This is a genomic window from Glaciihabitans sp. INWT7 (assembly GCF_014217685.1).
Taxonomy (GTDB): domain Bacteria; phylum Actinomycetota; class Actinomycetes; order Actinomycetales; family Microbacteriaceae; genus Lacisediminihabitans.
In genome coordinates this window covers 2,962,425-2,982,362 of sequence record NZ_CP043653.1, presented here as the reverse complement: position 1 = coordinate 2,982,362, position 19,938 = coordinate 2,962,425, and the positions used below count along the sequence as shown (strand labels likewise).

Sequence of the window (19,938 nt, the reverse complement as noted above, 5' to 3'; positions counted from 1 at the left end):
TGATGCGACAGTCACTCGAGAGGAGGGGCCATGAAAGCCATGAGACGTCGATTCGAGCGCAGTGCCGCTGACTCGACAGGCATGACCCTCGTCGAGGTGATCGTTGCTATCGCGATTATGGGCATCGTTGCCACTGCCGCGATCGGCCTTGCAATTTCTGCGACGACAGGATCCGTTTCCCAGCAGCGCAGGGCGATCGCCGTGACTGTCGCGAACGCGGCGATGGAAAAGGCGAACGGTCTCCCCGCAACGATCCTCTATGGCGGCAGGTCGAAACCCTTGGTTCAAAGCAGCTTTGCCGCAAATTCCGGCATCAGCGGCATCAGCAACACCTATCAGGAGTACGACCACACGCTTCCGCTACCGGGCACCCAGACCATTCGGATAGATGATCCGGTCAGCCAGAACGGCACTGCGTATACGGTCACAACCCTGATCGGCACGTGCTTCGAGAAGCTCGGCACGAGCGCGGGACAGACTGCAGGCGGAGACTGCACAAAAATCGACGGCGCAGCCTACGCGCCGGCGATCTACACCGGTTACACGCCGCTCACGAGGGTGATAGTAGTCGTGGGCTGGACCGCCGGCCAGGAATGCGCCGTCGCCGGATCCTGCGTCTACACGATCTCCACGCTGATCGATTCCCACTCCGACCTGGAATGGAAGACCAATGGCTGACCGACGCTCATCGGACGGGTCGGAACGGGATTCGCAGTCCGGCTTCAGCCTTGTCGAGCTGTTGGTCGCGATGGCGATATTCACTGTTTTCCTGGTCATCGTGCTTACGTCCGTTGCATCGATTTCGCGTAGCGAAGTCCGCACGCAACTTGTGGGACAGTCGACGAACAGCACTCTGGTCTTCTTCGGGATCATGGATCGGCAAGTGCGCTACTCAGATTCGATCAACTTCCCGGGGGTCGGGGCGTCCGGCGACAAATACGTCGAGTTTCGGGTGCCCGCAGCGAGCACCGCTGGCGGTCTTGTCGCGATCTGTTACCAGTGGCGGTTTTCGGTGACGAATTTGAGGCTCGAGTCCCGCCAGTGGGACGAAAATAACTCTGCTGGCGCTACCGCATGGTCAGTGAAGCTCACCGACATGGCGAATGACGGAGTCGCCACTCACCCATTCCAGCTGGTGCCGGCGAATATAACCGACACTCCACGCCAACAACTTCTTCTGTCACTCAATTCGGGAGCCGACGCCCAGAATGCGGGAGCATCGATGTCGACGACGTTTATTGCTCGCAACACCTCGATCAAGTCGCGGAGCAATGATCCGCTGACTCCCGTCTGCACCTTCGGAGGGTATCGGTCATGATGGCGATCACCCGGCTCTTCGACACAGTCCGCGCTGTCGCGGCGCGGCGACACGACCGCGAACAGAGCGAAGCGGGCGTGGCTCTGCTGACGGCGATCCTTTTCATGCTGTTGGTGGCGGGACTGTCAGTGGTTTTGCTCAGCGTGATACTTTCCCAGGCGACGCCTGTCTTCACCGCGCAGAAGAACACTCGCACTGTCTATGCTGCGCAGGCTGGCATTCAAGCTTCACTTGGAGTCGTCAGATCCCTGGCGCAGACGGATATCGCGACGGGGAAGACAACGGGCATCCGCTCGAAGCTGCCCTGCACGGTAGCGGGGAAGGTCGATGGGAACGACGCAACCTCGACCTACTCCGTCGTCATGAAATACTTCATGGTCGATCCCACCGGCAAGGACATCGCGTGGCAAGACGCGAATGACATGAACTGTACGGGCAGCGTGCTCTCGGGAACTACACAGCCTCTCTTCGTCTTGGCTCTCGCCGACGGCATCGGGGCGGCAGTACCCGGCCAGGCAGATGCCACCTACGGAAACCGCTACATCTCAGCGGTCTACAAGTTCAAGGTGTCCAATGTCAACATCGCCGGTGGCCGTATCTACGACTACAACAACGGCTTTTGCCTCCAGGCAAGTTCTGCCGTCGTGGGGTCCACCGTCGTCTTCAAGTCAGCGGCCAACTGCTCGTCGGTGAGTGACACCTTGCAGCTCTGGGTTTACGACGTCGACTACGAGATCAAGCTCGCCAGCTCTGTCCTCACCACGCCGCTTTGCATCTCCAGCCCGACAAATGCCGGGAAGACAGCTGCTCTCGCCGGAAACGCGGTACTTGCGGTATGTCGCTCGGATGCGACTCGCTGGAACCAGTTGTGGAGCTGGTTCGGCTCGAATACCTGGCAGGGCCAGCAGGCAAACAACACCGACTATTCCAACTTCTATCTCAGCTCCGCCACTCCTGCTGCCGATGTGGTGCTGACCGTGAGCGCCAGCACGGGCGGCGGATTCACACCGACGACGGCCGTGGGAGCAGGTGCGGCAAGCTACAACACCAACCAGATGGTGAACTACAAGGAATTCGGCCGCTGCGCCGACGTAACGGACCAGACGATAAGCAAAGCCTTCATGATCTCCTACCCGTGCAAGCAGGATCCGACAGGCACGGGAACGAAGCTCAACTGGAACCACAAATGGTTCTACACCGAGCCCACGCTTCCGAGTCAGTCCCTTGGCAATCAGCAGATCGTGGTCTACGACCAGGGTGACGCGGCCAAGAAGAACTGCCTCACGACTCCAGCGGCCGGCGGAAAGCTGGTCACTTTCACCCTCTGCAACAACGGGAATAGTACGACGCAGAGGTGGACACGTTTTCTCAACACAGGCACGTACGCGACCAGCTATCTCTTCACCGACTACCTCGGTCGCTGCCTCGCGGTAGATGCTACTGACACCTACACGAGCGGTCAGTGGTCGAAGATGATCGTCACCGGTTGCAACGGCGGCCTGGAGCAGAAGTGGAACGCGCCCGCGATCTACAGCGACTCGGACGTAAGTGGTTACAAGGAGTACAGCAAATGATCGCCGTGACTGTCGTGCTTGCGGCAGTGCTCGGTCTTCTCCTCGGATCTTTTCTCAACGTGGTGGTCTATCGGGTGCCGATCGGTAAGTCCATAGTGTCGCCGCCGAGCGCGTGCCCCAATTGCGAGCACGAGATCAAGCCCTACGACAACATCCCGGTGCTGTCCTGGCTGCTCCTCCGCGGCAAGTGCCGGAACTGCGCGGCACCCATCTCCGCGCGCTACCCCCTTGTCGAACTCGCCACCTCACTCTCATTCGCCCTGGTTGCTCTCGGCTTCGCCCCGGCGGCGTTTGCGGCCACGACATCCGCTGGCGCAGTCGCCGCAGTACTCGTCATGGTTGCCTTCCTCTATCTCGCCGCAATAACCATCGCGCTCGCACTGATCGACCTGGACGTGCACAAGCTCCCGAACGTGATCGTCATTCCCGCCTATGCCGTTGGCGCTGCGCTCTTCGGCGCCGCGAGCTTCCTGTCGGGTGACTTCGGCCCGCTGATCGGGTCGGGCATCGCCATGGCGGGGCTGTTCCTCTTCTATCTCGTGATGGCTCTCGTCTACCCCGGAGGCATGGGTCTCGGGGACGTCAAGCTGGCGGGCGTGCTCGGCATCTATCTGGGCTGGGCGGGCTGGGGAGCCGTCGCGGTCGGTGCGTTCAGCGCATTCCTGCTGGCGGGGGTCTTCTCGATAATTCTTCTCGCGACGAAGCGCGCGGGCCGCAAGAGCGGAATCCCTTTCGGGCCGTGGATGTTCGCGGGGGCCTGGCTCGGAATCGTCGTAGGCAACGCGGTCTTCGCAAGTTACCTTTCAGTATTCGACCTCACGGTCGCCTAGCACACGCATCACCCAGGGGGAAAAATGGCGAAAACAATTGTCGGACTCGACATCAGCGCAAATGGCATTCGAGCAGCGGAGCTCGGCGCGGCATCGAAGTCGCGCCCGGAGCTCTTGCGCTACCACTCGCTTCCCCTACCGCCCGGAGCGGTCAACCGCGGCGAGGTCGCCGAGCCGGCGACCGTCGCGACGGTGCTCAAGCAACTGTGGTCCGCGGGTGGCTTCAGCACGAAGAACGTCGTGCTGGGAATCGGCAATTCACGGGTGCTCGCGCGCGACCTGAGCGTGCCGAAGGCGCCCCTCAATCGCATCCGCGAATCCCTTCCGTTCCACGTGCAGGAGATGCTGCCCTTTCCGACGGAAGACGCACTTCTCGACTTCTACCCGATCAGTGAAGGGGTGGATGCCAACGGTCCGGTCATCAACGGACTGCTGGTCGCCGCGCTCAAGGAGGCGGTGCTCGGCAACGTGAAGGCCGTGCAGCTCGCCGGACTCAACCCCGTCGCGGTCGACCTGATCCCCTTCGCCCTCAGCCGCATCCTCCTCCGCGGTTCGCAGCTCAGCGGTACCTCCGCGATGATCGACGTCGGCGCCACGACGACGACCGTCGTGGTCTCTTCCGATGGCGTTCCGCGATTCGTGCGCATCATCCCCACCGGTGGTGACGACCTCACCCATGCTCTATCCAGCCGGATGGGAGTGTCGATGGAGGTTGCGGAGCGGGCGAAACGAGCGCTCGGGCTCGCGACCGCACCCACGACCGCCGAGGAGAACGCCGCCGTGGGAATCATCTTCGAGACGACCGGCGAGCTCATCACGAGCCTGCGCAACACCCTCACCTACTTCGCCTCCACCGGGGCGAGCAACACGATCGAACGCGTCGTGCTCTCAGGCGGCGGCTCAGCGCTCGGAGGGTTCGGTGCAGCGGTTTCGGAATACACCAGGCTGCCTGTCTCGGCGGGTGATCCGTTCGGCAACATCGCGATCGGGCGCCAGGCGGACAAGGCTATGAAAGAGAGAGGCGTGGATTCGTCCATGACAGTAGCAATCGGTCTCGCACTGGGGACAGCCGCATGAGCGCCATCACACTCGGCCGGCCCTCGGTCGACGCCTCGCTCATCCTCGGAGGGATGCCGCGGGTGCACCTTCTGCCACGAGAGGTCGGCGAGGGTCAGAAGTCCCGAGCGCTCAGGCGGCGCCTTCTCGCCGGACTGGTGATCGTCGTCGTCCTCGCGATCCTGGCTACGGTCGGCGCGACATTCGCGCTTTTTACTGCGAACGCCCAACTCGCCAACGAGCAGTCTCGTAGCAGTCTCCTCACTCTGGCTCGGGCGAAATACAGCGACGTGACGACGCTTCAGAGTCAAGTCGACCAGATCAAGTTGTCGCAGCCCATTGCCGCTGCAGACGAAATCCTGTGGGCGCCGTATCTAGAGAGCATCAGGGCCACCCTGCCCGCGGGAACTACGATCACAGCTTTCACCGCAGAGACAGGTGTCGCCGCAGTCGCACCGGTCGCCTCGACCGACACCCTGACGCCGAGTCACATCGCCGACGTCAAGATCACCGCGGACAGCCCGCAGCAGCCCATCTCAGACTGGCTCGACAACTTAGCCAAGATGAAGGGATTCGTCGCCGCAATGCCAGGAAGTGTGACCCTGGTCGAGGTGACCGGTCACTACACGGTCGAAGTCGACCTCCTGGTCAATTCAGACGCGCTCTCCGAGCGCTTCGCCCCGGTGAAAGCAGCGAAGAAATGAACCGCGACCGTATCCTCACTTTGGCAATCCTCGGCGCGATAGCCCTGGTTGGAATCCTCGGGTGGATCGTAGGGGTCTCTCCGATCCTCTCTCAGGTGGCATCCGCTGACGAGGACCGCGCCAGCGTCACTTCGGCGAACGATCTCAATGCGACAAAGCTCGTCGCTCTGAAGAAGCAGTTCGAGAACATCGGCGTTACACAGGGGGAGCTCGATACTCTCCGCGGTTCAATACCGGCTACCGCGGACATGCCCGTCTTCCTGCGCACCATCAAGGAGTACGGGGACGCCCAAGGGATCACCCTGAGAAGCGTCGCCGTGAGTGGGGTCTCCGCTTACGTCGCGCCCGTCGTGGCGGCTCCTGCAGCCGCCGCTGGAGCGCCAGCTGCTACCCCCAGCCCCTCCCCGAGTCCTTCGGCACCGGCGGCAGGCACGGCGGCCCCCTCCGTGACGCCCGCGAACCCGTCAAGTGGACTGTTTGTGATACCGATTCAGGTCTCTGTCAGTGGAAGTTATGACCAGGTCATGGCCTTCGCCGGGGCACTGCAGTCTGGACCGCGGCTGTTTCTGGTGACGACCCTCACCGTGTCCAGTGTGGGCGGAGTGTTTACCGGCGATCTCGCCGGCAACGTCTACGCATTGGCGGATCCGGCAACCGCAACGCCGGCCGCAGCCGCCGCGACCACTACCCCGTAAAACCCTCCCTGCGCGAGCCGAACTCCCGGCAGTTCCCCGTCATTGCTAGAGTGACGTGAACTGCCGGGACGCCCCGGCCAGCCTGTGAGGAGTGGCACCGATGAGCGACAACACGCCCGAGACTGCTGCGACCCAGCCGCCGAAACGCGTCGACGGACCAGACATCGACGGCGAGATCGTGCCGGCGGAGGAATTGCCGGCGACATCGGAGCAGGAGCCGGTGTACGACCTCGTCGAGGTTCCGCCGGCCGCTCCGCCAGCCACCCTCACCACGGCCTCGCCGTCCGATTCTGAACCGGTTGTGGCGACCTCCGACCCGGCCGCAGCGGAAACCACCGTGACCGAGCGCGAGCCGGCATCCGTTCCACTCGCAGCGACCTCCGCCGCTTCCATGCAGACGATCTACGTGCCTTCGCCGGTGCCGCCTCGCCGCAAGGGCAACCGCGGATTCGGTGTTCTGATCGCCCTGTTGTCGAGCGTGGTTTTCGCCGCGTTGTACGCGGTGGCCATCGCGACGATTCACGCGGTGGAGATCGGTGACTTCCGTTTCGACTTCTTCGGCTCGTTGGCGTACTACACGCCCATCGCGTTCTTCTTCGTCGGTTTCGTCATCGTCGTGCTGCTCGCCAATCGGGCCTCCTGGTGGAGCTACGTGCTGGGGAGCCTGTTCGTCGGGCTCGTCGTCTACTTCGGATCCGTCGGCACCAGCCTGCTGGTCAACAACGTCTTCGCCCTCACCCCGAACAGCGCGGCCCGGCTCTTCTCGGCCGCTCTCGCCAGCCCCTTCATCATCGCGGCTGCACTGCTTGCCCGCGAGGTATCCATGTGGATGGGCGCGCTCATCAGCGCTCGAGGCCGCAAGGTCAAGGTGCGCAACCTAGAGGCGCGCGACACCTTCGACCGGGAGTCGGCCGAGCGCACGGCGGAGTACGAGAAGTCGCGCTACGCGGCGCCCGCCACGACGATCTAGCTCGACCGGGTGGATGCACGAACGCGCTACGCGAGCATGATCGCAGTGTTCGCCGTCGTGCTCTTCCTTGCGCTCGCGATCGCAGCCAGCGGCATCATCAGCCTGTACGCGGACCGTGAGGTGCTCACCGAGCGGGATGCTGGCCCGCTCATCGCCCCGACGATGTTCGCTGTGGCGACCGCGGCTCTGTACGCCCTGCTCGTCAGCTTCGGCCGGCGCCGGGGTTCCGTGCTTGCGGCCTCCCTCATCACCGCCGTCCTCACCTACTTCTTCTTCCTGATCAGCGGATCGACCCTCTACTCCCTCGGCAAGGGGCGGCCGCTGCTGTCTCTGCTCTTCTTCGGGTCGAATGCGGTCGGGCCCTTCGCCGTCGCCGTCGCCGTGATCGCCTTCGCCGTTGCCCTGGCCTTCTTCCTGCTGCTCTCCTACCGTGACAGCGGCGGAGCGGGCCAGGCTCCGAAGTGGTGGTGGGAGAACCGCGATGACCGCGATCGCAACGAGTGAGTTTGTCTCTCTCTTCTCCCTATACTTGCCTGAGCGCCCAGCAGGTCGCCTCGGGGGAGGAAAAACGTGCGTCTCAAGCTGACCCTTCGGCGGGCATCCGGAGTAACTGACGACATCGTCGTCACCGCGGATGCCTCGGCGAGCATCTCGGATGTCGCGGCGACGATCGCTCGGCTCGATCCGCATGCTGCAACAGCGAAGCCCGATCCACAGCGCGTCCTCACGCTGCACGCCACCCTCCCCGGGCAGAGTGAGGCCCTCCTCCTGCCGCCGGACGCTCCTCTCGGGGAAGCCTGGATCGGCAGCGGAGCCACCGTGAGCATCGCGGATGCCGGCACCTACTACCAGCCCCCAGCATCGGGCAAGGCACCGACGATCGCGACCCTCACCGTCGTGGCTGGGCCGGACGCCGGGCGCGAGTTCCCGCTCGCGGCGGGCACCACAGTGCTCGGGCGGGAGGATGCGGCAGACATCACCCTTCACGATCCGCTCGTCTCCAAACGCCACGTGCGCTTCGAGGTCTCCTCCGTGGTGGAGGTCGTGGATCTCGGCTCGGCCAACGGAGTCGTCGTCGACGGCGGAATCGTCACCCGCCTTCGCATCGAGAAGGAGGAGACGCTGCTCATCGGTGACTCCGAGGTGCGTGTCACCGTGGCGGACTCCGCCGTGATGAGCGGGGTGGCGCCGACGGCGGGCCCGATCTTCTTCAACCGCTCCCCGAAGGTGGAGCGGCGCTACGCCGGCCAGGAATTCGCCGGCCCGGCGGTGCCGGCGGAGAAGCCCGACCAGCCATTCCCGCTGCTTGCGATGATCGCCCCGATCCTCATGGGAGGGGCCATGTTCTACATTTCGAAGAACCCGTCCTCGCTCCTCTTCGTCGCAATGTCCCCGGTCATGCTGATCGGCAACTTCTTCACCGGCAAGACCCGCGAGAAACGGCGTCTCAAGAAGGCCATCGGCAAGTTCGATGTGCATCTCTCCTCGCTCACCACCCAGCTCGAAGAGGAGCGGGTGAGGGAGATCGAGCTGCGCATCAACGAGTCGCCCTCCACCGAGCAGGCGTTCGACCAGGCGATCCGTCGTGGTCCGCTGCTCTGGACCCGTCGCCCGGAGCACTGGTCATTCCTCAACGTGCGCATCGGCATCGGCACCATGGCCTCACGCAACGTCGTGTTGACCCAGCCCAAGGGCGAGATGCTGCCGGAGTTCCAGAGCCGCCTCGACACCGTCGTCGAGGAGAACCGGATGATCGCCGGCGTGCCTATCATCGACAACCTCTTCGACTCGGGAGCGCTCGGCATCGCCGGCCCCACCTCCGCGACCCTCGGCTCGGTCAACTCCGTGCTCGTACAGATCACCGCGCTGCACTCCCCGGCGGAGCTCGTCGTCGCCGCCCTCGTGAGTCCGGCCTGGTCCCGAGAGCTCGAGTGGCTCAAGTGGATGCCGCACACCTCGTCGCCGCACAGCCCGCTCGAGGTCAGCCACCTCGCCGACAGTGCGGCGAGCGGATCCCAGCTCCTCTCCGCGATCGAGGGTCTCGTCGCCGACCGCCTTGCGGGCAAGGGCGCCCAGCGCCGCGGTGCAATGGAGCAGGAGGGCGCCGCGCTCGAGCGTGGCGCGGAGGTCGGCTCCGCCAACACCACTGTCGGCACCCCATCACCGGTGCCCGCGATCGTGCTGCTCATCTCCGATGACGTGGCGGTCGACCGCGCACGTCTCGTGCAGCTCGCTGAGCAGGCCGCCGATGCGGGCGTGTACCCGATCTGGGTCGCGCCGAGTGTGCCGGCTCTTCCCGCGGTCTGCCGCACCTACCTGCACCTCGAGCCGGAGTCCGCGCTCGGCACGGTCGGGCTCGTGCGTCTCGGCGAGACCATCACCGAGGTCGAGACCGAGCAGGTGGATTCCGCCCGTGCGCTCGACTTCGCGAAGCAGCTCGCCCCGGTGATCGACGCGGGAGCCCTCGTCGCCGACTCCAGCGATATCCCGCGCTCGGTCTCGATGATCACGCTGCTCGGCCATGAACTGATCGAGACCAGCGACGCGGTCATCGACCGCTGGCGGCAGAACGCCTCAATGCACGACCGCACTCCCGGCGCGGTTCCGAAGCCTCGCCGGGCCGGCAAGCTGCGCGCGATCATCGGATCGGCCGGGGTGGATCCGCTGCACCTCGACCTGCGCACCCAGGGGCCGCACGCGCTCGTCGGCGGCACGACCGGAGCCGGCAAGAGCGAGTTTCTCCAGGCCTGGGTTCTCGGCATGGCTGCCGAGTACAGTCCCGACCGCGTAACCTTCCTGTTCGTGGACTACAAGGGCGGTTCGGCCTTCGCCGACTGCGTCTCGCTCCCGCACACCGTCGGCCTTGTCACCGACCTGAGCCCGCACCTGGTGCGTCGCGCGCTCACCTCCCTCCGCGCCGAACTGCACTACCGGGAGCACCTGCTCAACCGCAAGAAGGCCAAGGACCTGCTCGAGCTGGAGAAGCGCGGCGACCCGGACAGCCCGCCAGCCCTCGTGCTCGTCATCGACGAGTTCGCCGCCCTGGTCGGAGACGTGCCGGAGTTCGTGGACGGAGTCGTCGACATCGCCCAGCGCGGTCGCTCGCTCGGCATCCACCTGATCATGGCGACCCAGCGCCCGGCCGGTGTCATCAAAGACAACCTGCGGGCAAACACCAACCTGCGCATCGCTCTTCGCATGGCCGACGAGTCCGACAGCCAGGACGTGGTGGGCATCAAGGACGCCGCGCATTTCGACCCGGCCATCCCCGGCCGCGGTGTCGCGAAGACCGGCCCGGGCCGCCTCGCGCTGTTCCAGTCCGGCTATGCCGGCGGATGGACGAGTCGCGAACCGGAGAATGCGGATATCGAGGTGGCCGAGCTTCGATTCGGCGGGGAGAACCGCTGGGAGGACCTCACCGCCAGCACCGTCGACGAGGCTCGGGATCTCGGCCCCACCGACCAGCAGAAGCTCGTGGCATCCATCGTCAAGGCCAACGGCGACGCTCAGATCCCTCCGCCGCGCCGGCCCTGGCTCGACGAACTCGCGGGTCTCTACGACCTCGGTCGCCTGCCGCAACGCACCGATTCCGAGCTGCTTCTCGGGGTCTCCGACATCGCCGAGCGCCAGCAGCAGCTGCCCACCTACTTCCGTCCGGATGTCGACGGGCACCTCTCGATCTTCGGCACCGGTGGTTCCGGCAAGAGCGCCGTGCTGCGCACCCTCGCTGCGGCGGCGGCGATCACCCCGCGCGGCGGGCCGGTGAAGGTCTACGGCATCGACTTCGGCTCCGGCAGTCTTCGTATGCTCGAGGCACTGCCCCATGTCGGCGCGGTGATCGCCGGGGACGACTCCGAGCGCATCATCCGCCTGTTCCGGATGCTGCAGGCCGAGCTCGAGGACCGCGGTCCCCGTTTCGCCGCGGCCAACGCCTCGAGCATCGTGGAATACCGTCGGCTCGCGAACCGACCGCAAGAGCCCCGCATCTTGCTGCTGATCGACGGTTTCCCGAACTTCCGCAACGACTTCGAGATCCCCGCCGGGCGATCTATCTGGTACGACGTGTTCAAGGACATCCTCAGCGACGGCCGTCAGCTCGGCATCCACGTGGCGCTGACCGCCGACCGGGCCGGCGCCGTGCCGGCCTCGATTGGATCGAGCATCCAGCGCAAGGTGGTGCTCCGGCTCGCGGACGACGGTTACGGCATGCTCGATGTGCCGAGCGACATCCTCGGTTCCAAGTCGCCGGCCGGGCGCGCGATCGTCGACGGGTTCGAGACGCAGATCGCCATCCTCGGTGGTTCCTCGTCGGTCTCCGAACAGGCGAACGCAACGAAGTCTCTCGCCGAGGCCATGGTGCGGGCGGGCGTCGCATCGGCGCCCGGCATCGGATCCCTGCCGAAGGAGTACCCGGAATCGGATCTGCCCATGGCAGTGCGGGGCGAGCCAGTGCTCGGGGTCAGCGACCTGGATCTCGGGCCCCTCGGCTTCGATCCCGTCGGCACCTTCCTGCTTGCGGGCCCCCCGGCCAGTGGGCGCAGCACAGCGCTCCACGGCCTCGCGCAGTCGATGAAGAGATTCGACCCGGATGCCCGGCTCTACTATCTCGGAAACACCCGTTCGCCGCTCTCTCAGGCGATGCCCTGGACGGATGCCGCGACCACGGTCGACGCCGTGGCCGCGCTCGCCAAGGACCTCGCCGCCGCCATTTCCGACACCGACACCGAGGGCCGAATCGTCGTGATCGTCGAGTCGATCGGCGATTTCCTCCAGACCCCGGCCGACTCCGCCATCGTCGAGCTCGCGCGGGCCGCGAAGCGCAGCGATCACCTGCTCATCGCCGAAGCGGAGATGTCGGCCTGGGGATCGTCCTGGCCGCTGCTCGGTGAGATCAAGAACGGACGCCGCGGATTCCTGCTGCAGCCGGAGACGGTCGAGGGAGACATCATCCTCAAGACGCCGTTGCCGCGGATCAACAAATCCGAGTTCCCGCCGGGACGTGGGATGTACATCGCCAAGGGCAAATCGGCGCGGGTGCAGCTGCCGCTGGTGGAGGGATGAGAGTCATGGGGAGTGCTGCCCATGTCGCATCCGAGGGTTAGTCGATAGTTTTGGCAAGAGCTCGCCAGTACCAGAGGGGTAAGCGAGCACTCGGCAGTCGAGGGGAAAGAAGCGAACATGGCAGATCTGAAGCTCGATCTCGAGCTGCTCCAGCAACTCAAAGACGATCTCGAGGCTATTGCGGCAGAGTTCAAGGACGCCGACGATTTCAGCAACGATGTTGCAGACTCGACCGGGCACGACCAGCTCGGCTCCCACGTCGAAGACTTCGCTCACAAATGGAACGACAAGCGCAAGAGCATGACCGAAGCGGTCGAAGACCTCCAGAAGTCCATCGCGGCGATTTCAGATGGATTCACACAGGTGGATGCGGGTCTGGCGAAAGCGCTTGAGGACGCCGCTCCCGATAACGCGAAGATTCCCGCGACCCCGACCGGTCCCGGCGGAAACTCCGGAAACGGCAAGGGAGCCAGCACATGAGCGACCACGAATATGCGCTGCTCGAGGGCAATGACACACTCCTGCGATCGAAGGCGCGACACTACGGTGAGATCGCCAATGCCATCGCCAGGTCGGTCAACACCCTGAAGAGCATCTCCAGCGTCGAGGGAATGACGAGCGCGGCGATCGATGCGATCCGGGACAAGGCTGGCGATGTCGCGAGTGACATCGACAAGGCCAAAGAACGCTATGCGGTGACTTCGCAGGCTCTCGTCACCTACTCTTTCGAACTGAAGAGCGCGCAGGATGCCGCACGCACGGCCATCGCGCACATCGCCGACAAGCAGTCCGCGGTGGAGTCGGCGCAGCGAACCGCGACACAGAGCCAGCACGCGGCAGACTCCGCCCAGCCCGACGACACGGAGGCGAAGAAGGCAGCGACCGACGCCCACGACGATGCCCAAGCCGCATCGGCAAGCCTCGGCGCGGCGCACGATGAGTGGCGGGCAGCGCTCAGCATCAAGAATTCCGCCGCCGACGCCGCGATCGCCGCGATCGTCGAGGTCGTCGACGGAAAGAAGAACAACGGGCTGAAGGACGGCTGGTGGGACGACTGGGGCGCAACCCTCTTCGAGATCTTCAAAGTGATCTGCGACTGGGCGGGCATCCTCTCGATCTTCCTGGCCTGGGTGCCGATCCTCGGGCAGATCTTGCTCGTACTGGCCGCCATCGGCGCTGTCATCACGCTGATCGAATCGATCGTCAAGGCGATCTCGGGTGACGGTTCGTGGTGGGATGTCGCCGGCGCGGCGGTGGGCGCCGTTCTCACATTGTTCGGCGGCAAGATCTTTGCCGCTGCTGCCAAGGAGCTCAAGGCGATCACCGTGCTCAAGTCGGGCATCACCGAGACCCGCGCTCTTGCCGCGCTGCAGGGTGTCGGCGCACACAGTGAAGACTTCATGAGTGCGTCGAAAGCCGCCGACAACCTGGCGAAGCCGCTGAGTGATGTGTTCAAGTCGCCGTTCGTGCGCAACGCCACCCAGAAGGCGGCCTTCGATGCCTTCAAAGCCGGTGAGAAGAGCGCGGGGACTCTCATCCGCGAGGCTGCGCTCGAGGCATTCCCGAAGTTCGACATCGACTTCGCGAAAGGTCTCAACATCAACGCGGATCTGAAGAGCTTCTACAAGATGGCCGCAGAGAACCCCGGCCTCGTCGATCTCCCGATGCGTTTCCAGGCCGGAGCCTTGAGCCTCTACCAGGGAATCAAGGTCGGGCAGGGGCTCGAGTCCATCTTCAAGCCAGACTTCAACGGCACCTCCTTCGTCTCGGGCGACTATGGGGATGTCGTCGGTGGGGTGACCGGTGTCGGCGACGTATTCAAACACGGCTATCAGATCATCACGACGGGAACGACGAAAGACTGATGCGGAACCTCCGGCTCGAACGGATCGCATCATCAAGGAGAGGATCGAATGCCCGACACGTCATTGCGCGACATCGTTGATTTCAGGGTGGGATTGTCTGAGGGGTGGTACCCGATGCCCCTCTCATCGACGTCATCGGCAGAGTGGTCCATCGAACTCGCGGCCGCGCTCGTCATCGACCCTGAAGTTCGTGACCGCCTCGCCGGTGAACTCGACTTCGCTCGAACGCGACTCTCCTCGATGCACAACCCTCGTCTGACCGCCGCGGTCTGGGTGCCGTATCCCGAGACCGGCCGGGCTTCTGCTGCGGTGGTCTTCGAGCTGACGCCTGTCGCGGCGCTCGGCGCCCCAGAGGTTTTTGAAGAGTTTCTGCAGTCCTACACCGACCGGGAGGAGTCTGGCCTCAGCTACTACTCTGTGCGTACATGGCGATCCACGATCGCGGTGGGGGAACTCGTCGGTTCTCACAACCTGATCGCGCACGCAACAGATGGGCCGGAAGGCGCGGTGCTCGAAGAGCGGGCCGTGATCGCTGTCTTCCCACCCGGGGCAGCGCAGGCCGTGCAGTTCATCTTCTCGGCAGAGAGCCTTGGCGCGTTCGTCAACATGCCCCGCGAGACCCAGGAATTCGTCGAAACTCTCGCCATCACTCTCGAGGCCGCCGTATGAGCACGGATACGCCGGTCCGCTCGGTGACAGCACCGGATGCCGGGTATTCGATCGTATTTCCCGGCACTTGGTCGGTGATTCCGCTCGACGCCGACGAAATCATGAAGACGGTGATCGGCCGCATCGTCAAAAAGCAGGTGGGCGTCGCCGACCGTCTCGCCCGCACGCGACGGATGATGATCGAGGAGTTGCTGACGACCGCGCAGCGGGCGCGAGATGCCGGGGCGCACACCATGCACCTCTCGCTCGAAATCCTGCCCGGAGTGCCATTTCCCGCGGCTCTCATCGCTTCGGATTCGCCCTGGCCGAAAGAGTCGATTCCCGCAGCGCCTGCCGCCTTCGCCGAGTCACTGGCCGCGACCTTTCCCGGCGTTTCGATTGTCGGGCACAGATTCGGGCCGATGTGCCGCACGGTCGAGGCCGGACTCGGTCGGTTCGGTGACGCCGAGACTCCCTCACTCTCCGCGGAGTATCGACTGCCTTACCCGGACGGTGGGGGAGTGCTCACCCTCACGATCTCCGCGCCGATGGCACGGGATCCAGAACTCTACGCGACCCTCTTCGATGCGATGGTCGACTCACTGACGTGGAAGGCTTGACTTCAGCGACGTTGAAGGGGGCACCATGCCGCAGGAACTGACGGATGAAGAACAGCAGGCGCGGCGGGCGAAAGTAGCGGCATCCAACCGCACATTCGGCCGCGTGCTCTCGGTCGTCGGCGTCATTCTCTCGACGGTGACCCTGATGCTTCTGGTCGGAGGCGGCATTGTCATGTCGGCCCTCGATCGCGCACAGACCGCGGGTGCGAATCGATCGGATCTCGAACCGATCGCCGGCGTTGCCGGGACCGCGATGACGGCCGCCCCCGGGGTGGTCCTGCTGTTTGCGATGTGTGCCTTGATTCCCGGCGAGCAATTGAGACGAGGATGGATCGGGCCGAGCGCGAAGCCGCAGAAAGGGATTCTGCCTTCTGCCTCCATGGTCTCGCAGTTCCGCATCCTCGGCTTTGGATGGCACTTCGGATGGGCGCTGGTCGGCCTGGCCATCTCGGCTGTGTTGATCGGAATCCCCCTGTCCGGATGGCTCGGTGGCGGGTGGCCGTCGACCCTGCGGACCACCTACGATTTCACCGGTTTCTGGGTCATCTACGGCGCACTCGCCTTTGCGATCACCATCGCCTCTTTCGTCTCTCTGGCCAAGAAGGCCTGGTATCTCTCCGCACTCCGACGTGGAGTCGCAACCCCCGCTGGTGGCTCGGGCAAGGCCTTCTGGCGCTGGCTCGACTATCGCTGGCGTTTCGACCTCTGGATCGGCGGAATCGGAGGACTCCTCATCGCGCTCTCGGTGACTTTCCTTGCGGGGGCGGTCGGCCCGAGTGTCACATCGGCTGAACTCGCAATCGCGCTGCGATCATTCCTTCTGTTGGCTGCAGCGGGTGCGTTGCTCGTCGTGCTCGCGCTTGTTGCGGCCGCCCAGTTCTGGCGCGCGGGAGAGACTCTCGGCAGTGGAGAGTCCTTCGCATAATCGCGGAACCGGCTCGATTGGTGCTGGGCGGACCGACACCGCATGGCCAGAAGCCACGGTCTGGGGAACTCCGCACCGCTCGCGCCGCCCACCGGCCGAGGTGTGCGAAATCGCTCCGAGATGTCATTGACTCCCGCATGGGTAGTCCTGCCCATTCCGTCGTCTTCACCCGTGTAGTTAGGTAGTAACCAAGCTGGTTGGCCTCGAGGTCAGCCCCGAAAACCAAGGAGCAGTACCTCATGGCGAACATGAATGTCACGTACAGCGAGATGACCGATGCGGCGAACCGTCTCACCACGGGCAAGGACGACATCACCTCGAAGCTTCACGAGCTGCAGTCCCTGGTCAACGGTCTGGTTCAGGGGGGTTTCGTGACGGATGCGGCATCCGGTGCGTTCCACACCTCGTATGAGCAGTTCACCAAGGGCACCACGGAGGCCGTGAACGGTCTCGATGGAATGTCTCAGTTCCTCACCAAGGCGGCATCCGCTCTGGAGAACGTCGACTCCGAGCTCGCTAAGGGCATCGGCGGCTGATCCCGATCCATTTTGCGGACGAAGAGCCGGCCCTTCGGGGCCGGCTCTTCGTCCGTTAAGCGGCACTTGGCGTCATGGGCACCGCTGCCCATTGGCGAGTTTCCATCAGGACGGTAGGTTTACCGGTAGTTGGTTGGCCAGGGGGTCGGCCCGTCACTAGTCGAAGGAGTTCTACCTCATGGCGAACATGAATGTCACGTACAGCGAGATGACCGATGCGGCGAACCGTCTCACCACGGGCAAGGACGACATCACCTCGAAGCTTCACGAGCTGCAGTCCCTGGTCAACGGTCTGGTTCAGGGGGGTTTCGTGACGGATGCGGCATCCGGTGCGTTCCACACCTCGTATGAGCAGTTCACGAAGGGCACGACGGAGGCCGTGAATGGTCTCGATGGAATGTCGCAGTTCCTCACCAAGGCGGCCTCCGCTCTGGAGAACGTCGACTCCGAGCTCGCCAAGGGCATCGGCGGCTAATCCGTCCGCCTCACCATTCGACGGCGCGGGTCGGTCCAGCTGGACCGGCCCGCGCTTTCCACAACACATTCAGCAATCACCGCTCGGCGACCGTGGGGGACTCTCGTGCCGGATCTCGACTTCAACCTGACTCATCTCGAAACACTCATTTCGGATCTTCGCACGATCAAGTCGAACTTCGATGATGCCGAGAAGTTCAGCGACGAGGTCTCCGCCGCCGTCGGGCACGCCAGGCTCTCTTCGAGGGTGCAGGACTTCGCCGGCCAGTGGAACGACAAGCGGCGCGAGATGGGCGACAAGGTGGGGTCGATGGCCCAAGCGGTGGACGGCATCCACGACTCTTTTATCTCTGTGGACATGGAGTTACGGGATGCGGTGACCGTCGAACAGGGCGGCACAACGCACACCAAGGACAACCACTGATGGCCACCTTCGACGCCCTCCCTGGTAACCAGGTCACCGTCGCCACCCACGCTCAGAAGTACCTCGTGACGGCCGATGCCATCAACCGGGCCGCGGCGGACCTCATTTCCATTTCCAATCAGGACGACTCGGTGGGTAAGGCCTTCACCGCCATCCGTGACCTCGCCTACGAGGTCTCCAAAGACATCCAGCAGGCCGAGTCCCGGTATCGGCAGACGGCCACGGCCCTCAGCGCATACGCGGTGGCGCTCGGTGATGCGCAGGAGAAGGCGCTGCGGGCCGCGTCCGCCGCGGGCGACGGTCAGCATTCTCTTGCCGGGCTTCTGGCGCGGCGCCCCGATCTCGAGGACAAGGCCCGGGTGCCGGATGCCGAGCAACTGGCCAACCAGAAGGCTCTCGACCTGCTCGATCGCCGCATAGCCGCCCTCGAGCAGGACAACGCCGAGGCCGAGGCCCTCTACAACCAAGCCGTGCACGATCGCGACGAGGCGGCGGATCGGGCGGCGGGACTGATCGAGGACGTCGTCAAGGACAGCCCGCTCAACGACGGGTTCTGGGACAACGTAAAGGGATTCGTCGAGGGCATCGGCGACTGGATCACCGGTGTGCTCGGCCCGATCCTGCAGTCGATCATCGACATCGCCACTGCGATCGGGAAGATCCTGCTCGCGGCGATCATCGTCATTGCGCTGGTGTTGCTGGTGGTGGCGGCCCTCCTGTTGATCGTGATCGTCTTCCCCGCCCTCGCCGGCCTGGTTCTTCCTCTCGCCGCGCTGTTGGCGCTGGTCACCCCGCTGCTCGTCGCCGCCATCGTCGGGCTGGCAATCTCCGCGATGATCAAGGAGACGGGCACGCCAACTGTCGTGCCGATGGGCAGCCCGGAAACCTATGAGTACCCTCCGCGCATCCCGGGCACCTCCGACTACGGGCCGGGAGACCAGCACAGGGACCCGTATTACGACCTCTTCGCCGAGCAGGCCCGCATCGATTCGGCGGATGACTTGGACGGCGACGGGGTGGCCGACGGGACTGCCCCCGGTTTGGTTGACTCTTGACCTGTGGAGATTCGTCTCCGCTGGAAGGATGTCACCATGCCCAAGCCCTACCCGCCCGAGTTCCGCCGCGATGTTGTCGCGGTCGCTCGCAAGCACGAAGCCCCGCTGAACCAGATCGCGAAGGACTTCGGAATTTCGGAGTCGTGTCTGGCGTACTGGCTGAAGAAAGCCGACGTCGAAGAGGGGGTGAAGCCTGGCGTGACGGAGAAGGAGTCGGCTGAGCTGCGGGAGGCGCGGAAACGGATCCGGCTGCTGGAGCAGGAAGCCGAGGTAATGCGCCGCGCCGTCGCCTACCTCTCCCGGGATGTCAACCCAAAATGATGTACCCGCTGGTCCGCGAACTGGCCGTCGACGGAGTCCCCGTCACGGTGACCTGCCGGGTATTGCGCTTCTCCAAACAAGCCTTCTATCAGTGGCTCCGAAACCCCGTCTCGCAACGTGATTGGGACGACGCTCACCTGACCAACGCGGCGTGGGACGCCCACCGGGACGACCCCGCGTTCGGCTACCGGTTCATCAGCGACGAACTCAACCAGGCTGGCCTGAAGGCGGGCGAGAACCGGGTTTGGCGGCTCTGCTCCCAGCAGCGGCTCTGGTCCGTGTTCGCGAAGAAACGCGGCCTGAGGGGCAAAGCCGGCCCGCCCGTGCATGACGACCATGTCCAGCGGAACTTCACCGCGACACGCCCTAACCAGCTGTGGTTGACGGACATCACCGAGCATCGCACCGACGAAGGCAAAATCTACCTCTGCGCGATCAAGGACGTGTGGTCGAACAAGATCGTCGGCTACTCCATCGACTCCCGAATGAAAGCATCCCTGGCGGTCGCTGCGGCCCGCAACGCAATCGGGCAACGCGACATCGCCGGCACGATTCTGCACTCCGACCGCGGCTCTCAATTCCGCTCCAACGCCTTCGTGCGGGTGTTGAAGAACAACGCCATCACCGGGTCGATGGGCCGCGTCGGCGCATGCGGCGACAACGCCGCGATGGAGTCCTTCTTCGCCCTCCTGCAAAAGAACGTCCTCGACCGGCAACGATGGGCCACGAGGGAAGAGCTACGCCTCGCGATCGTGGTCTGGATCGAGCGAACCTACCATCGCAAGCGTCGGCAACGCCGCCTCGGCAAACTCACCCCGATCGAGTTTGAGACAATAAACATGGCCCTCAACGCCGCGTGAAA

Annotated in this window: 20 protein-coding genes; all 20 read left to right on the top strand. The window is 64.3% G+C overall.

The features are described from left to right. Positions 1-81 precede the first annotated feature (81 nt). The 20 genes from F1C58_RS14430 (at position 82) to F1C58_RS14335 (ending at position 19,936) form a co-directional block, all read left to right on the top strand. Entirely contained in the window at positions 82-678 is a 597-nt protein-coding gene (locus tag F1C58_RS14430) for a type II secretion system protein (RefSeq protein WP_185201744.1), read from the top strand. Continuing rightward, entirely contained in the window at positions 671-1,318 is a 648-nt protein-coding gene (locus F1C58_RS14425; protein WP_185201743.1) for a prepilin-type N-terminal cleavage/methylation domain-containing protein, read from the top strand. The genes F1C58_RS14430 and F1C58_RS14425 overlap by 8 nt, the downstream gene beginning before the upstream one ends. After that, entirely contained in the window at positions 1,315-2,892 is a 1,578-nt protein-coding gene (locus tag F1C58_RS14420; protein WP_185201742.1) for a hypothetical protein, read from the top strand. The genes F1C58_RS14425 and F1C58_RS14420 overlap by 4 nt, the downstream gene beginning before the upstream one ends. Further along, positions 2,889-3,722, top strand: a complete 834-nt coding sequence (locus tag F1C58_RS14415; protein ID WP_185201741.1) for an A24 family peptidase — start codon at positions 2,889-2,891, stop codon at positions 3,720-3,722. The genes F1C58_RS14420 and F1C58_RS14415 overlap by 4 nt, the downstream gene beginning before the upstream one ends. Before the next feature lie 24 nt (positions 3,723-3,746). After that, entirely contained in the window at positions 3,747-4,799 is a 1,053-nt protein-coding gene (pilM, locus tag F1C58_RS14410) for a type IV pilus assembly protein PilM (protein ID WP_185201740.1), read from the top strand. After that, complete coding sequence (locus F1C58_RS14405) at positions 4,796-5,482, top strand: hypothetical protein (protein WP_185201739.1); 687 nt, start codon at positions 4,796-4,798, stop codon at positions 5,480-5,482. The genes pilM and F1C58_RS14405 overlap by 4 nt, the downstream gene beginning before the upstream one ends. Next, positions 5,479-6,177 (top strand): hypothetical protein, encoded by a 699-nt coding sequence (locus F1C58_RS14400; RefSeq protein WP_185201738.1) that lies wholly within the window; start codon positions 5,479-5,481, stop codon positions 6,175-6,177. The genes F1C58_RS14405 and F1C58_RS14400 overlap by 4 nt, the downstream gene beginning before the upstream one ends. 100 nt (positions 6,178-6,277) lie before the next feature. Beyond that, entirely contained in the window at positions 6,278-7,147 is an 870-nt protein-coding gene (locus F1C58_RS14395; RefSeq protein WP_185201737.1) for a hypothetical protein, read from the top strand. Positions 7,148-7,156: 9 nt separating this feature from the next. Continuing rightward, positions 7,157-7,651, top strand: a complete 495-nt coding sequence (locus F1C58_RS14390) for a DUF6121 family protein (protein WP_185201736.1) — start codon at positions 7,157-7,159, stop codon at positions 7,649-7,651. Positions 7,652-7,717: 66 nt separating this feature from the next. Beyond that, positions 7,718-12,208, top strand: coding sequence for an FtsK/SpoIIIE domain-containing protein (locus F1C58_RS14385; RefSeq protein WP_185201735.1), 4,491 nt, complete (start codon positions 7,718-7,720; stop codon positions 12,206-12,208). A 117-nt stretch (positions 12,209-12,325) separates the two neighbouring features. After that, positions 12,326-12,688 carry a hypothetical protein gene (locus F1C58_RS14380; RefSeq protein ID WP_185201734.1) on the top strand — a complete coding sequence of 121 codons (363 nt, stop codon included), beginning with the start codon at positions 12,326-12,328 and terminating at the stop codon, positions 12,686-12,688. Beyond that, positions 12,685-14,073, top strand: a complete 1,389-nt coding sequence (locus tag F1C58_RS14375) for a putative T7SS-secreted protein (protein ID WP_185201733.1) — start codon at positions 12,685-12,687, stop codon at positions 14,071-14,073. The genes F1C58_RS14380 and F1C58_RS14375 overlap by 4 nt, the downstream gene beginning before the upstream one ends. 114 nt (positions 14,074-14,187) lie before the next feature. Beyond that, on the top strand, positions 14,188-14,742 hold the full coding sequence (locus F1C58_RS14370) for a hypothetical protein (RefSeq protein WP_185201732.1): 555 nt from the start codon (positions 14,188-14,190) through the stop codon (positions 14,740-14,742). After that, on the top strand, positions 14,739-15,341 hold the full coding sequence (locus F1C58_RS14365) for a hypothetical protein (protein WP_185201731.1): 603 nt from the start codon (positions 14,739-14,741) through the stop codon (positions 15,339-15,341). Before F1C58_RS14370 ends, F1C58_RS14365 begins: the two co-directional genes overlap by 4 nt. 25 nt (positions 15,342-15,366) lie before the next feature. Continuing rightward, positions 15,367-16,266, top strand: coding sequence for a hypothetical protein (locus tag F1C58_RS14360; RefSeq protein WP_185201730.1), 900 nt, complete (start codon positions 15,367-15,369; stop codon positions 16,264-16,266). Between the two features lie 239 nt (positions 16,267-16,505). After that, a complete protein-coding gene (locus tag F1C58_RS14355; protein WP_185201729.1) occupies positions 16,506-16,802 on the top strand; it encodes a WXG100 family type VII secretion target in 297 nt (98 codons plus the stop codon). A gap of 178 nt (positions 16,803-16,980) precedes the next feature. After that, on the top strand, positions 16,981-17,277 hold the full coding sequence (locus tag F1C58_RS14350; RefSeq protein WP_185201729.1) for a WXG100 family type VII secretion target: 297 nt from the start codon (positions 16,981-16,983) through the stop codon (positions 17,275-17,277). A gap of 105 nt (positions 17,278-17,382) precedes the next feature. Then, positions 17,383-17,700, top strand: a complete 318-nt coding sequence (locus tag F1C58_RS14345) for a hypothetical protein (protein WP_185201728.1) — start codon at positions 17,383-17,385, stop codon at positions 17,698-17,700. After that, positions 17,700-18,755: a hypothetical protein gene (locus tag F1C58_RS14340; protein ID WP_185201727.1), complete on the top strand. Its 1,056-nt coding sequence runs from the start codon at positions 17,700-17,702 to the stop codon at positions 18,753-18,755. Before F1C58_RS14345 ends, F1C58_RS14340 begins: the two co-directional genes overlap by 1 nt. Positions 18,756-18,791: 36 nt before the next feature. Next, a protein-coding gene (locus F1C58_RS14335) for an IS3 family transposase (RefSeq protein ID WP_185200817.1) occupies positions 18,792-19,936 on the top strand; the annotation gives its coding sequence in 2 pieces (ribosomal slippage) (positions 18,792-19,071 and positions 19,071-19,936; 1,146 coding nt in all). Positions 19,937-19,938 lie beyond the last annotated feature (2 nt).

Excerpts from the sequence above, each read along its gene's own strand:
- F1C58_RS14375 (WP_185201733.1), top strand. The coding sequence starts at position 12,685 with ATGAGCGACCACGAATATGCGCTGCTCGAGGGCAATGACACACTCCTG.
- F1C58_RS14350 (WP_185201729.1), top strand. The coding sequence starts at position 16,981 with ATGGCGAACATGAATGTCACGTACAGCGAGATGACCGATGCGGCGAAC.
- F1C58_RS14370 (WP_185201732.1), top strand. The coding sequence starts at position 14,188 with ATGCCCCTCTCATCGACGTCATCGGCAGAGTGGTCCATCGAACTCGCG.
- F1C58_RS14395 (WP_185201737.1), top strand. The coding sequence starts at position 6,278 with ATGAGCGACAACACGCCCGAGACTGCTGCGACCCAGCCGCCGAAACGC.
- F1C58_RS14415 (WP_185201741.1), top strand. The coding sequence starts at position 2,889 with ATGATCGCCGTGACTGTCGTGCTTGCGGCAGTGCTCGGTCTTCTCCTC.
- F1C58_RS14420 (WP_185201742.1), top strand. The coding sequence starts at position 1,315 with ATGATGGCGATCACCCGGCTCTTCGACACAGTCCGCGCTGTCGCGGCG.
- F1C58_RS14430 (WP_185201744.1), top strand. The coding sequence starts at position 82 with ATGACCCTCGTCGAGGTGATCGTTGCTATCGCGATTATGGGCATCGTT.
- F1C58_RS14400 (WP_185201738.1), top strand. The coding sequence starts at position 5,479 with ATGAACCGCGACCGTATCCTCACTTTGGCAATCCTCGGCGCGATAGCC.
- F1C58_RS14365 (WP_185201731.1), top strand. The coding sequence starts at position 14,739 with ATGAGCACGGATACGCCGGTCCGCTCGGTGACAGCACCGGATGCCGGG.
- F1C58_RS14425 (WP_185201743.1), top strand. The coding sequence starts at position 671 with ATGGCTGACCGACGCTCATCGGACGGGTCGGAACGGGATTCGCAGTCC.
- F1C58_RS14355 (WP_185201729.1), top strand. The coding sequence starts at position 16,506 with ATGGCGAACATGAATGTCACGTACAGCGAGATGACCGATGCGGCGAAC.
- pilM (WP_185201740.1), top strand. The coding sequence starts at position 3,747 with ATGGCGAAAACAATTGTCGGACTCGACATCAGCGCAAATGGCATTCGA.
- F1C58_RS14340 (WP_185201727.1), top strand. The coding sequence starts at position 17,700 with ATGGCCACCTTCGACGCCCTCCCTGGTAACCAGGTCACCGTCGCCACC.
- F1C58_RS14360 (WP_185201730.1), top strand. The coding sequence starts at position 15,367 with ATGCCGCAGGAACTGACGGATGAAGAACAGCAGGCGCGGCGGGCGAAA.
- F1C58_RS14405 (WP_185201739.1), top strand. The coding sequence starts at position 4,796 with ATGAGCGCCATCACACTCGGCCGGCCCTCGGTCGACGCCTCGCTCATC.
- F1C58_RS14380 (WP_185201734.1), top strand. The coding sequence starts at position 12,326 with ATGGCAGATCTGAAGCTCGATCTCGAGCTGCTCCAGCAACTCAAAGAC.